Raw genomic sequence first — 13,170 nt, forward strand, 5'->3', positions numbered from 1 at the left:
GTCCCGTCAGGCAGGCTATCCGCCCTCAGCGCAGCGCGGCCGCCTTTCGCGCCAGCCGCTTGGCCGCGGCCGTCTCGGCAGGCGCCTTCTTCGCGGCGGGGGCCGCTTTCTTGGCCGCCTTCTTCGCCGCGGGCCGCACCGGCGCCGGGGCGGCGAGCACCTCCTTGAGGAACTGTCCCGTGTAGCTGTCCGACACCTGGGCCACGTCCTCCGGTGTGCCCGTCGCGACCACGGTGCCACCGCCGGAGCCGCCCTCGGGACCCATGTCGACGACCCAGTCCGAGGTCTTGATGACATCGAGGTTGTGCTCGATGACGATCACCGTGTTGCCCTTGTCGACCAGCCCGTTGATCACCTTGAGCAGCTTGCGGATGTCCTCGAAGTGCAGGCCGGTGGTCGGCTCGTCGAGGATGTAGACGGTCCGGCCGGTGGACCGCTTCTGCAGCTCGGCGGCCAGCTTCACGCGCTGAGCCTCACCACCGGACAGGGTCGGCGCGCTCTGGCCGAGGCGCACGTAGCCGAGGCCGACCTCGACGAGGGTCGCGAGATAGCGGTGGATCGAGGTGACCGGTTCGAAGAACACGGCGGCCTCGTCGATCGGCATGTCCAGCACCTCGGCGATGGTCTTGCCCTTGTAGTGCACCTCGAGGGTTTCCCGGTTGTAGCGGGCGCCGTGGCACACCTCGCACGGGACGTAGACGTCGGGCAGGAAGTTCATCTCGATCTTGAGCGTGCCGTCGCCCGAGCACGCCTCGCAGCGGCCGCCCTTGACGTTGAACGAGAACCGGCCCGGCTGGTAGCCGCGGACCTTGGCCTCGGTGGTCGAGGCGAACAGGGTGCGGATCTTGTCGAAGACGCCGGTGTAGGTGGCCGGGTTCGAGCGCGGGGTGCGGCCGATCGGCGACTGGTCGACCTGGACCAGCTTGTCCAGGTGGTCGAGGCCGTTGATCCTGGTGTGCCTGCCCGGCACCTGGCGGGCGCCGTTGAGCTTGTTCGCCAGCACCGTCGCCAGGATGTCGTTGACCAGGGTCGACTTGCCCGAGCCGGAGACGCCGGTGACCGAGGTGAGCACGCCGAGCGGGAAGGCCACGTCGATGCCGGCCAGATTGTGTTCGGTGGCGCCGACGACGGTGAGCTTGCGCTTCTTGTCGACCGGACGGCGCACCATCGGCACCTCGATCTGCTCCCGGCCGGAAAGGTAAGCGCCGGTGAGTGATTCGGGTTCGGAGAGCAGCTCGGTGTAGGGACCGCTGTGCACCACCCGGCCACCGTGCTCGCCGGCCAGCGGGCCGATGTCGACCACCCAGTCCGAGGCACGGATGGTGTCCTCGTCGTGCTCGACGACGATCAGGGTGTTGCCCAGCTTCTTCAGGCGCAGCAGCGTCTCGATGAGCCTGCGGTTGTCGCGCTGGTGCAGGCCGATCGACGGCTCGTCGAGCACGTAGAGGACGCCGACCAGACCGGATCCGATCTGGGTGGCGAGCCGGATGCGCTGCGCCTCGCCGCCGGACAGCGTCGCCGCCGCACGCGAGAGCGTCAGGTATTCCAGGCCGACGTCGAGCAGGAAGCCGAGCCGTGCCTGGATCTCCTTGAGCACCTGACCGGCGATCGCGGCCTCGCGCTCCCCCAGCGTCAGCGAGTTCAGGAAGTGCGCGCAGTCGCCGATGGACAGATCGCTGACATCGGCGATCGACTTGTCCGTGCCGTCGGCGGCCAGGGTGACGGCCAGAATCTCCGGGCGCAGCCGGGCGCCGTGGCAGACCGGGCACGGCACGTCCCGCATGTAGCCGTCGTAGTGCTCTTTCATCTGCTCGGACTCGGTGTTGTCCATGCGCCGGTGCAGGAACGGCATCACGCCTTCGAAATCGGCGTAGTAGGAGCGCTTGCGGCCGTAGCGGTTGACGTAGGACACGTGCACCTGGTCGGAGCTGCCCTCGAGCACCGCCTTGCGCGCCTTCGCGGGCAGGTCCTGCCACGGGGTGTCCATCGAGAAGCCGATCGACTCGGCCAAGCCCGACAGCAGCCGGTTGAAGTACTCGGCGGTCTGGCCGCGCGACCACGGCGCGATCGCGCCGTCGGCCAGGCTCAGCTCCGGATCGGGCACCACCAGTTCCGGGTCGACCTCCTTGCGGATGCCGAGGCCGGTGCAGTCGGGGCAGGCGCCGTAGGGCGAGTTGAAGGAGAACGAGCGCGGCTCGAGGTCTTCGATGTCGAGCGCGTGGCCGTTCGGGCAGGCCAGGCGTTCGGAGAAGCGGCGCTCCCGGTCGTGGGCGTGCTCGTCGCGGTCGACGAAGTCCAGCACCACGATGCCGTCGGCCAGCCGCAGCGCCGTCTCGATGGAGTCGGTGAGCCGCTGCTTGGACGCGGACTTCACCGCGAGCCGGTCGACGACGACCTCGACGTCGTGCTTCTCCTGCTTCTTCAGCTTCGGCGGATCGGTGAGCGGGTACACCACGCCGTCGACCCGCACGCGCGAATAACCCTGGGTCTTGAGCTGGTCGAACAGGTCGACGAACTCGCCCTTGCGGGTACGCACGACCGGCGCGAGGACCTGGAACTTGAGCCCCTCCTCCATCGCCAGCACCTGGTCGACGATCTGCTGCGGTGTCTGCTTGGCGATCAGCTCACCGCAGACCGGGCAGTGCGGCGTGCCCGCGCGGGCATAGAGCAGGCGCAGGTAGTCGTAGACCTCGGTGATGGTGCCGACCGTCGACCGCGGGTTGCGGTTGGTCGACTTCTGGTCGATCGACACCGCGGGCGAGAGGCCCTCGATGAAATCGACGTCAGGCTTGTCCATCTGTCCGAGGAACTGACGCGCGTAGGCCGACAGCGACTCGACGTAGCGGCGCTGCCCCTCGGCGAAGATCGTGTCGAACGCCAGGCTCGACTTCCCTGAACCGGACAGACCGGTGAACACGATCAGGCTGTCACGAGGCAGATCGAGATCGACACCCTTGAGATTGTGTTCCCGAGCTCCGCGCACAGTGAGGCGTTCCGCCACCTGGTGAATCCCTTCTCCATCGTCATCCGCCGACCGGACATGAACCCCCGCTCGCCATGCTAGGCCGCCCCACCGACAAGTTTCGGCGCGCAACCAGGCACCCCCGTCGGCGGGCACCGCGTGCAGGGGGCGTGACGAATGTCGTGCGCCGTCCGGGCCCCATGACGCGGGTGCGCGGATTATGTTGAACGGCAAGGGTGGAACGATCGACATGATGAAGGAGCCGGCGTGCTCGAGGTGTTCCTGGTCGACGACCACGAGATCGTGCGGCGCGGCCTGATCGACCTGCTCGAAGGTGATCCAGAACTCACGGTGATCGGTCAGGCGGGTGGTGTCGCCGAGGCGATGGTGCGCATTCGCGAGGCCCGTCCCGACGTCGCGGTCCTGGATGTGCGCCTGCCCGACGGCAACGGCATCGAGCTGTGCCGCAATCTGCTGGCCGAGTTCGACGACCTGCACTGCCTGATCCTCACCTCGTTCTCCGACGAGCACGCCATGCTCGACGCGATCCTCGCCGGCGCCAGCGGCTATGTGGTGAAGAACATCGACGGGATGAAGCTGGCCGACGCGATCAAGCAGGTCGGCGCCGGGCACTCCCTGCTCGACACCCGCGCGGCCGACGCACTGCGCGCCCGGCTGCGCCGCAGCACCGGACCCTCCGGCGCACTGGCCGGGCTCACCGAGCAGGAACGCCGATTACTCGAGCTGCTCGGCGAGGGACTCACCAACCGGCAGATCGCCGCGCGGATGTTCCTGGCCGAGAAGACGGTGAAGAACTACGTCTCCCGCCTGCTGGCCAAGCTCGGCGTCGAACGCCGCACCCAGGCCGCCGTCCTGGCGACCAAGCTGCGCGAGCCGTAAGGGCTCAGGAGGGGACGACGATGGTGAGGTCGCCGTCGTAGCGGCGGTAGAGCAGGTTGCCGCGGCCGGTGTGGCTGTCGGTGAAGAACAGATACGGTAGGCCGCCGGTGCACAGCACGTCGGAAGCCTCGTCCTCGGCGTAGACCGGCGCGGCGTCCTGTACGACGCGGACCGGCATCGCGCTGGCGGTGAGCGGCAGCTCGGCCGACTCCCCCGCCGCGGCGGTGTGCCGCTGCCTGGCCAGGCTGACGCCGTGCGGATCGGCCCAGGTGACGATCGCGTCCTCGCCGGTCTGGGCGTCGGTGAACAGGTAGGCGTCGTAGTCCATCGCGTCGAGCACGGTGCTGGCTTCCAGCGGGGTGCCGGTCATCAGCGCACAGTCCTTGCGCCGGATGATCGGCCTGGTCTCGGTGATCTGGGCCAGCGGGCGCCGCGCCGGGTCCGGCCATGCGCCGCGTGCTTCCTTGCCCGCGCGGCGGGCGAGCTGACGGTCGAGCCGCTCGGCGGCGAAGGTGACGGCGAAGCCGCCCGGTCCGGTGACCTGCACGCGGGTGAGCGTGTCGTTGGTCCGGATATTGGCCTGCACCAAGGTCGGCTCGTCGCAGCCCTGCGGCGCGGTGACGCGCACGCGGGCCGGACTGTCCAGGTGGTGCCTGCGCATCACGCGGGTGATGGCGCGGACCGCGCGGGTGACGTCCTGGGGTGGTACCTCGCCGCGGGTGGTCACCGCGAGCTCCGGGTCCGCGGCGGTCGTCCAGTGCTGGGTCGTCGACAACGAATTCATCTCTTGCCCCACTTCTCGATCCCTTTTCCCGGTGCCCTATGCCACCATTCCCCTCCTTAGTGGGTGAAGGGCCGAAAGTCCCCAACCTTGCGGACTAGACTTTGCGTTCGACGGTTGGGGTGATGCGGCGACGGGATACGGCGATGGCGAATGACGGTCGGAATGGCCGCTATTCGATGGGCCGGACCGTGTCGCAGCAGCGGTTACGTGCCCTGCTGGGCGAGGTGGCCGACCGGGTCGAGGTGATGATCGGCTCGCGCGATCGGATGGACGGTCTGGTCGAGGCCATGCTGACGGTCACCGCGGGCCTTGACCTGGACGAAACGCTGCGCACGATCGTGCGCACGGCGATGAACCTCGTCGACGCCCGCTACGGCGCGCTGGCGGTGCGCGGGCACGATCGGCAGGTCTCGCAGTTCATCGACGAGGGCATGCCCGACCAGATCCGGAACCGGATCGAGCGATTACCCGCGGGCCACGGCGTGCTCGGTGCGGTGTTCGCGCAGAAGGCGCCGCTGCGGCTGGACGATCTCACCGAGCATTCCTCGTCGGTGGGTTTCCCGGCGGGCCATCCGCCGATGCACACGTTTCTCGGTGTGCCCGTCCGCATTCGGGACGAGGTCTTCGGCAGCCTGTATCTGACCGAGAAATTCGACGGTCAGCCGTTCACCGAGGAGGACGAGGTCCTCGTCCTGGCGCTGGCGGCCGCGGCGGGGATCGCGGTCGACAACGCGCGCCTGTACGAGCAGGCGCGCACCCGGCAGGCGTGGATCGAGGCGACCCGCGATATCGCCACGGAGTTCCTGGCCGGAACCGAATCGGATCGGGTGCTGGCGCACGTGGTCGATCACGCCCGCGGCCTGACCGGATCGCATCAGGCGTTCCTGGCCTCGGTGCCGGTGCCGGACGAATTACCCAGCGAGATCTCGGAATTGGTGATCACGCAGTGGACCGGGCCCGACGCCGGACAGGACTGGCAGACCGTCCCGATCGCGGGCACCGCCCTGGGTGACGCGTTCAGCAGGCGCACGCCGCTGCGCTTCGACGACATGTCGACGGTGACGCTCGGCGTGGAGTTCCCCGGCGCCGAATCACCCGGCGCCGGACCGGCTCTCGTGTTGCCGCTGTGTACACCCGACGCGACACTCGGTGTCCTGGTGACGATCCGGCCACCTGGCTTCGCCCCGTATTCCGACGAGATGATGGAGCTGACGGCCGCGTTCTGCGATCAGGCCGCGCTCGCGGTCCGGCTGGCCGACGCCCAGCGGCGGATGCGCGAACTCGATATCGTCGCCGATCGCGACCGCATCGCCCGCGATCTGCACGACCACGTGATCCAGCGCTTGTTCGCGATCGGCCTGACGATGCAGGCGACGCTGCCCAAGACGGTGGTTCCCGAAGTGCGGCAACGCCTGTCGACGGTCATCATGGATCTGCAGGAAGTGGTGCAGGAGATCAGGACCTCCATCTTCGACCTGCACGCCAGCGGCCCCGGCCACAGCGCGGGCCTGCAGCAGCGACTCGAGCTGGCGATCCGGCGACAGACCGCCGACATCGCGATGCGGGCCACGATCCAGGTGTCGGGTCCCCTGTCGGTACTCGATCCGCAGCTGGCCGACCATGCCGAGGCCGTGGTCCGCGAGGCGGTGAGCAACGCGGCGCGGCATTCCGGGGCCGATACGGTCGCGATCGTCATCGACGTGGCCGACGATCTGACGATCACCGTCAGCGACAACGGCTGGGGCATCCCCAATCACGTCATCCGCAGTGGGCTGCGCAATCTCGAGCAGCGCGCCCAGGAGGCGGGCGGACACTTCGACATCGGGCCTGCGCAGCGCCCCGACGCGGACGGCAATCACCCGGAGATGCCGGGGACCCAGCTGCGCTGGGCGGTGCCGCTGCCCCAGGATTCGCCGACCACCGGCGGGTACGCGCTGGCCGGCGGCCCGGAGGCGGGCGAGGGCGACTAGCTCGGCGGTTCAGGCGGGCCCGAGGACGACGGCGGCGTTGTTGCCGCCCATGCCCATCGACAGTTTCACCGTGAGACCGCCGGTCATCGGAGACGGCCCGTCGAGCAGCCGTGGGTGCGCGGGCCCCATGATCGGCGCCGACACGGCGACCCCGCGCTGGTAGGACAGCGCGATCACCGCGACCTCGACGGCCGCGGACGCGCCCTGGCAGTGCCCGGTGAGCGGCTTGAGCGCGGTGATCGCGGGACGGTCGCCGAACACGGTGGTCAGCACGGCGCGTTCGGCGGCGTCGCATTGCCTGGTGCCGGTGGCGTGGGCGTTGACGTAATGCACGTCGGCGGCATCGATCCCGGCCACGGACAGCGCGCGCTGGGCGCAGGCGATGAGCTGGGTGTGGGTGGGCTCGACCGAAACGACGTGGAAGGCATCGTTGGTCATCGCGCCGCCCAGGATCCGGGCATAGGGCGTGTCGACGGCATCGGAGAGCAGGAAGGCCACCGAGGCCTCCGCGATGGTGAAGCCGAGCGTGTCGTCCTGGAACGGTCTGCACGCGGTGAACGGGTCGGCGTCGGCGACCGCGGCGCCCAGCCGGACGAAGTGCTCGAGCATGTCGGGCGTCGCCGAGATGTCGGTGGCGATGCACAGCACGTCGTCGACCAGGCCCGCGTCCCGCCACATCTTCGCGGTGAGCAGTCCGGCGGTCCCCGAACTGCACGCGGCGGACACGTTCATCGCGGGACCGTGGAAACCGAACTCCTGCATCACCACCGAGATGGGGGTCGACGGCAGCAGACGCAGGTAGTCACGGGAACGCCGGTGGCCCTGATCGACCAGGTAGAAATCGCGCCAATCGGCGACATCGCCCAGGGTGAACGCGTGCACCAGGCCGACCGTCCTGCCGTCCCGGCGCCAGCCGCCGGCCTCGGCGTCCGCCACCGCCTCCACCGCTGCCGCGTGGACGGCACGCCCGAACAGGCTTCGCCCGTGAGCAGGATCACCGCCGTCGGGCACCCGGCCCACCCAGGCGTGCTGATCGCGTTCGGGGCCGTAACCGGGGTACAAACGGGCGGCCGGTTTCCCGCCCATTACCCCCTGCCACAATTGTTCGCGGCCCCAGCCGTAGCCGGAGACAACACCTATGCCTGCGATCGACATAGAATCGAGACGGTGGACCATGCCGCCGGGAAGCACGTCCGATTTCACATCGCTCCTCGCGGATCGAATCGAGGGTCCTCACAATAGTCCTGTCCGCCGTCGCCAGACCAGGTCGAGATCGGGGGTATCGCAGTGGGAGAAGCCAATACCGACGCGGCGAGCGCCGAGCAGCTCGCGCAGCGGTACCGCTCGCTGGTCGAACACACGCCCGACGCGATCTGTGTGCACGAGGCGGGCACCGTCGTCTTCGTCAATCCCGCGATGGTGCGACTGCTCGGCGCGGGCTCGGCCGCCGACCTGCTCGGAATGCCGATCGTCCGGTTCGTCGATCCCGATTCGATCCCCGCGATGCTCGAGCGGATCGATCAGCTGACCGCCGAGGGCGCGGCCTCGCCGCCCACCGAGATGGACCTGGTCCGCATGGACGGCCGCACGGTGCCGGTCCAGACGGTGTCGGTGCTCACCGCGTGGCAGGACAAACTCGCCTACCAGGTGGTCGTGCACGATCTGACCGCCCAGCGGGCCGCCGAGGCGTCGGCGCGGCGGGCCGAAGCGCACTTCACCACGGTGGTGTCGCAGCTGGAGGAGGGCGTGCTCGTCATCGATCGGCGCGGTCGGCTGGAGTCGATCAATCCGGCGGGCAAACGGATACTCGGCATCGACGACGCGACGCCGTTGGTCGGCCGCAGCATCGACGAACTGCCCGTGACCTTGATCGACCGCAACGGGCAGCCGCTGCCGAAGGCCCGGCATCCGATGGCGCACACCCTCGCGACCGGCGAGGCCGTCACCCAGTTCATCTTCGGCGTCGAACGCACCGACGGTCAGCAGGTGTGGTTGTCGTGTAACTGCCGGCTGCTCAACCCGGACAGCCCGGATTCCTCCGGGGTGTCCTCGTTCGCCGACATCACCGAGTTCAGGGCCAGCCGACGCCAGCTCGAATACCAGGCCACCCACGACGCGCTGACCGGGCTGGCCAACCGCTCGCTCATCCTGTCGCAGCTCTCGGCGGCGCTGGCCGACGAGGGCGGCAGCCTGGTCACCACGGTGCTGTTCATCGATCTCGACGGCTTCAAGGCAATCAACGACACCCTCGGCCACGCGATCGGCGACACGGTGCTGCAGATCGTCGCCCAGCGGTTGCAGCGCGCGCTGCGCGCCGAGGACCTGGTCGGCAGGCTCGGCGGCGACGAATTCCTGGTCCTGCTCGCCGGTCATCCGCAGCGTGCCGACCTGCCCGGGCTGATCGAGCGGCTGCGCACCACGATGGCCGAGCCGATCATCGCCCGCGGGCACCGGCTCGAAGTGAGCGCCTCGATCGGCATCACCGAGCTCGGCCCGCACGAGCACCGCACCCCCGAGGCCGTCCTGCACGACGCCGACCTGGCGATGTACCAGGACAAGCCCTCGGGCCATCGTGACCTCGGTCTCGGTCAGAATCGACGCTCGAACAACACCCACGCCTCCTGACAGACTGGTCGGCGTGATCGTCGAACACGCCGTGCTGCCCGTGCGCCCCGGACTCGCCGATGCCTTCGAGGCCGCGTTCGCGCAGGCGTATCCGATCATCGCGTCGATGCCGGGTTTCGGCGGGCTGTCGCTGTCGAGGTGCGTCGAACGGCCGGACAGCTATCTGCTGCTGGTGCGCTGGGCACAGCTGACCGACCACACCGTCGGTTTCCGCGATTCGCCGGAATATCAGCGCTGGCGCGCGCTGTTGCACCACTTCTACGATCCGTTTCCCGTGGTCGAGCACTTCACGCCGATCGTCGGTGACGATCTCTTCGCCGAGTAGACTCGACAACTCTGTTCTCGCCGGTGACAAAGGAGTCCTGTTTTGCCCGACCGCCTCGCCGATGATCGCGCCGCGGAACAGCAGTACCTCTCGGTGCTCTACGACCGGCTCGACGGCATGCGCGACTACGCGCAGAACCGGCTGAAGACCGTGCTGCTGGAGTCCGGCGGCACCCCGCAGGCACGCAGTGAACGCGAGTCGTTCACCCAGCTCTACAGCGAGGACCTGGCCAAATACGATGCCGCCGAGCACGGCCTGTGCTTCGGCCGGATCGACCTGGACGGCAGCGAGCCCGAGTCCCGCTACATCGGCAGGCTCGGCATCCTCGACGAGGACAACGACTACGAGCCGCTGCTGCTGGACTGGCGCGCTCCCCTGGCCCGCCCGTTCTACCTGGCGACCACCGCCAACCCCGAGGACGTGGTCCGCCGCAGGCACATCCGCTCACGCAATCGCGCGGTCACCGCGATCAACGACGAGTACCTGGATCTGGGCGCCGCCGAGCGTGACGGTGTGGTCGGCGCCGACGACGGCGTCGGCGGCGAGAGCGCGCTGCTGTCGGCGCTCAACGCCGCTCGCACCGGGCACATGAACGACATCGTCGAGACGATCCAGAGCGAGCAGGACGCGATCATCCGCTCCGAGCACAAGAGTGTGCTCGTCGTGCAGGGCGGGCCGGGCACCGGCAAGACCGCGGTCGCGCTGCATCGCGCCGCCTACCTGCTCTACACCTACCGCCAGCAGCTGGCCAAGAGCGGCGTGCTGATCATCGGCCCGAACGCCACCTTCCTCGACTACATCGGCCAGGTGCTGCCCTCCCTCGGTGAGACCGGTGTGCTGCTGTCCACCATCGGCGACCTGTATCCCGGTGTGAAGGCGGTCAGGGAGGACTCGCTGCGCGCGGGCGAGGTCAAGGGCTCGCTCGACATGCTCGAGGTGCTCAAGCAGGCGGTGCGTGATCGGCAGGAAGTGCCGGCGGAGCCGGTCCGGCTCACCTTCGACGGCTACCCGGTCACGCTGGACCGCAAGATCGCGTCCAAGGCCCGCGGCCGGGCCAGGTCCTCGCGCCGCCCGCACAATCTGGCCAGGCCGATCTTCGCGTCCTCGGTGATCGACGCGCTCACCGATCAGCTGGCTGCGACCATGGGCGCCGACCTGTCCGGCGGGACGAGCCTGCTCAGCTCGGCCGACCTCAGCGAGATCGGTGACGAGATGCGCGCCGACCCGCAGGTCCAGGCCGCGATCAGCGCGCTGTGGCCGATCCTGTCGCCGCAGGAGGTGCTGGCCGACCTGCTCGCCGACCCCGCCCGTCTCGACCGCGCCGCGAAGAACCTCGGCCCGGAGGACCGGGCCGAGCTGGTGCGCACCGACGACGGCACGTTCGGCGCCGCCGACGCACCGCTGCTCGACGAGCTGGCCGAACTGCTCGGCGTGGACGACACCGAGGAACGCGAACGCTCCCGCCGCCGCTGGCGCGCCCAGCTCGCCGAGGCGCAGGACGCCCTCGACATCCTCACCGGATCCGCCCCGCAGGACATCGAGGACGAGCTCGACCCCGAGATCCTCATGGCTTACGACCTCATCGACGCCTCCCAGCTGGCCCAGCGCCAGGAATTCGGCAACCGGCAGACCACCGCCGAGCGTGCCGCGGGCGACCGCACCTGGACCTACGGGCACGTGATCGTCGACGAGGCGCAGGAACTGTCGGAGATGGCGTGGCGGATGGTGATGCGGCGCATCCCGAACCGGTGGATCACCGTGGTCGGCGATGTCGCCCAGACCGGTGACCCGGCGGGCGCGTCGTCGTGGCAGCGGGTGCTGGAACCGTATGTGGCGCAACGCTGGAAGCTCACCGAGCTCACCGTGAACTACCGCACCCCGGCCGAGATCATGACCGTCGCCGCCGATGTCCTGGCCACGATCGATCCGGGCGTGCAGGTGCCTCGATCGGTCCGCGAGTCCGGCAATCCCCCGCGCGCACACCGGGTTCGGCCCGACGAGGTGGCCGGCGCACTGGCGCGGCTGCTCGAGGCCGAACACGGGCCGGGCACCAGCGCGGTGCTCGCACCCGCCGCGCTGGTGCCCGCGTTGTCCGCGCTGGCCGGTGAATCGGTGCAGGTACTGACCGTGCACGACGCGAAAGGCCTCGAGTTCGACCGGGTGTATCTGGCGGAACCGCAGGCGATCCTGACCGAATCACCGCGCGGGCTCAACGATCTCTACGTGGCGCTGACCCGTGCGACCCAGCGGCTGGCGGTGGTGCATACCGAGGACCTACCCGAGGTGCTGTCCGCGCTGGCGTAGGCCCGGAAATACTTCGAGGGCGCCACGATCGCGGCGCCCTCGAAGTCGTACGGGAACTGATCTACCGCACGGTGTGCACGATCAGCACGTCCGAGCGCGACTTGCGGGCCACATCCGAGGGCACCGAGCCGAGCAGACGGCCGGTGAGGGTGTTCAGGCCCCGGTTACCGACGACCAGCAGGTCGGCTTTGGTCTCCTTGATCAGGTCGAGCAGCGAATCGACCGGCTCGCCGACGATCGCGCGCTCGACGATGTTCTTCGCACCGGCGGCTACAGCCTTCTCCCGGGCGACGTGCAGGATCTCGTTGGTCGGCGCCGAGCCACGCACCTGGTAGGCCTCGTCCTTGAGCACGTCCGCCGCGGCGGCGACGTCGCGATCATCGGTCGGGAAGTAGGCACAGGCCAGCACGAGGGTCGCGTCCGCGTCGCCGGCGAGCGCTGCGGCCTTCTCCACGGCGACGTACGACGAATCCGAGCCATCAGTACCGACGACAATGGTCCGGTAGGCGGTCATCTCTCCTCCAACTTGGTCGGTGCCAGCGTCGAGCGACCCGGGAATCGAGCGTCAGCGCGGCAATTGGGTCGACCCTAACGCCAAAACACGCCGATTTATCGACAAATCGCAACAGATCACATCGGAAGTGTTGGCGCCGGTGCGCGCCGTACCGGTGGTCTTCGCGACAGTCGCGAAGATTCACCTGCGACGATCAGACCGCGAGTCACAGAAATTGTGGTCGATCACAACACAATCAACAGGACTGCGCGACTGGGACTTTGCTCACATCAGCCGGAAAAACTGGGCAGGCCGCAGGCGGCACTCCCGGTTCCGGTCGACGGCGAAACGGTCACCGTGGTGGGGACGATCCACCGGGTGCTGATGCTGACAACTTTCGCGGTCAATTCATGCTGACCCGCGGCACCGGGCCGCCAGGTCGTCGTGGTGGTGCCGATGGCCGGGACCTCGACGGTGCCGATCGCCACGCCGTTGTCGTAGAAGGTCACGTCGGCGCCGGAGTCACTGCTGCTGTAGCCGACGACGCCGACCGCGGTGATCGTGTACGAGCAGCCGGCCTGGTGATCGGCGCCCTCGACGGCGACGTGCTGGTTCCCGTCGGCGTGCGCGAGTGGCGCGGCGAGAGCGGCCGTGGCCAAGACCGTCGCGATGCCGGAACCGACCAGGCCGAGCCGCGAGTTGCGGCGGAAAGATGTTGTCACCGTTGATGTCCTCACTCCCACGCAGCACCGACCGCTGCGCATGCGGTGACACTATCCACGGACACCGCCGCACCCAGTAGAAACG

Annotated in this window: 10 protein-coding genes; 5 read left to right on the forward strand and 5 right to left on the reverse strand. The window is 68.8% G+C overall.

Annotated elements, in window-relative coordinates; translation table 11 throughout:
• Window positions 1–25 precede the first annotated feature (25 nt).
• Window positions 26–3,001: an excinuclease ABC subunit UvrA gene (gene uvrA / locus ACFVAV_RS29485; RefSeq protein WP_379038825.1), complete on the reverse strand. Its 2,976-nt coding sequence runs from the start codon at window positions 2,999–3,001 to the stop codon at window positions 26–28.
• Window positions 3,002–3,229: 228 nt separating this feature from the next.
• Here uvrA and ACFVAV_RS29490 point away from each other — a divergent pair, with 228 nt between their 5' ends.
• Window positions 3,230–3,862, forward strand: a complete 633-nt coding sequence (locus ACFVAV_RS29490; RefSeq protein ID WP_379038826.1) for a response regulator — start codon at window positions 3,230–3,232, stop codon at window positions 3,860–3,862.
• Window positions 3,863–3,866: 4 nt separating this feature from the next.
• Here ACFVAV_RS29490 and ACFVAV_RS29495 read toward each other — a convergent pair whose 3' ends face one another.
• A complete protein-coding gene (locus tag ACFVAV_RS29495) occupies window positions 3,867–4,646 on the reverse strand; it encodes a sigma 54 modulation/S30EA ribosomal C-terminal domain-containing protein (protein WP_379038827.1) in 780 nt (259 codons plus the stop codon).
• 143 nt (window positions 4,647–4,789) lie between these two features.
• On the opposite strand from ACFVAV_RS29495, the gene ACFVAV_RS29500 reads away from it, so the two are divergent.
• On the forward strand, window positions 4,790–6,616 hold the full coding sequence (locus ACFVAV_RS29500) for a GAF domain-containing protein (protein WP_379038828.1): 1,827 nt from the start codon (window positions 4,790–4,792) through the stop codon (window positions 6,614–6,616).
• A gap of 9 nt (window positions 6,617–6,625) precedes the next feature.
• Here the strand turns inward: ACFVAV_RS29500 and ACFVAV_RS29505 are convergent, their stop codons facing one another.
• Window positions 6,626–7,819: a beta-ketoacyl synthase N-terminal-like domain-containing protein gene (locus ACFVAV_RS29505; RefSeq protein ID WP_379038830.1), complete on the reverse strand. Its 1,194-nt coding sequence runs from the start codon at window positions 7,817–7,819 to the stop codon at window positions 6,626–6,628.
• Window positions 7,820–7,903: 84 nt separating this feature from the next.
• Between ACFVAV_RS29505 and ACFVAV_RS29510 the strand changes: the two genes are divergently transcribed.
• The 3 genes from ACFVAV_RS29510 to ACFVAV_RS29520 are packed head-to-tail and all read left to right on the forward strand — an operon-like array spanning window position 7,904 to window position 11,870.
• Entirely contained in the window at window positions 7,904–9,241 is a 1,338-nt protein-coding gene (locus tag ACFVAV_RS29510) for a diguanylate cyclase domain-containing protein (protein WP_379038832.1), read from the forward strand.
• A 13-nt stretch (window positions 9,242–9,254) separates the two neighbouring features.
• Window positions 9,255–9,566: an antibiotic biosynthesis monooxygenase family protein gene (locus tag ACFVAV_RS29515; RefSeq protein ID WP_379038833.1), complete on the forward strand. Its 312-nt coding sequence runs from the start codon at window positions 9,255–9,257 to the stop codon at window positions 9,564–9,566.
• 42 nt (window positions 9,567–9,608) lie between these two features.
• A complete protein-coding gene (locus tag ACFVAV_RS29520) occupies window positions 9,609–11,870 on the forward strand; it encodes a HelD family protein (RefSeq protein WP_379038835.1) in 2,262 nt (753 codons plus the stop codon).
• Window positions 11,871–11,931: 61 nt separating this feature from the next.
• On the opposite strand, the gene ACFVAV_RS29525 is transcribed toward ACFVAV_RS29520, so the two are convergent.
• Window positions 11,932–12,384 (reverse strand): universal stress protein, encoded by a 453-nt coding sequence (locus tag ACFVAV_RS29525; RefSeq protein WP_379038837.1) that lies wholly within the window; start codon window positions 12,382–12,384, stop codon window positions 11,932–11,934.
• A 269-nt stretch (window positions 12,385–12,653) separates the two neighbouring features.
• Window positions 12,654–13,085, reverse strand: coding sequence for a hypothetical protein (locus ACFVAV_RS29530; RefSeq protein ID WP_379038839.1), 432 nt, complete (start codon window positions 13,083–13,085; stop codon window positions 12,654–12,656).
• Between the last annotated feature and the right edge of the window lie 85 nt (window positions 13,086–13,170).

The sequence above is a fragment of the Nocardia sp. NPDC057663 genome (genome assembly GCF_042799895.1).
In the GTDB taxonomy this organism is placed as follows: Bacteria; Actinomycetota; Actinomycetes; order Mycobacteriales; family Mycobacteriaceae; genus Nocardia.

Coding starts and splice junctions, on each gene's coding strand:
- ACFVAV_RS29495 (WP_379038827.1), bottom strand. CDS start 4,646: ATGAATTCGTTGTCGACGACCCAGCACTGGACGACCGCCGCGGACCCG.
- ACFVAV_RS29500 (WP_379038828.1), top strand. CDS start 4,790: ATGGCGAATGACGGTCGGAATGGCCGCTATTCGATGGGCCGGACCGTG.
- ACFVAV_RS29525 (WP_379038837.1), bottom strand. CDS start 12,384: ATGACCGCCTACCGGACCATTGTCGTCGGTACTGATGGCTCGGATTCG.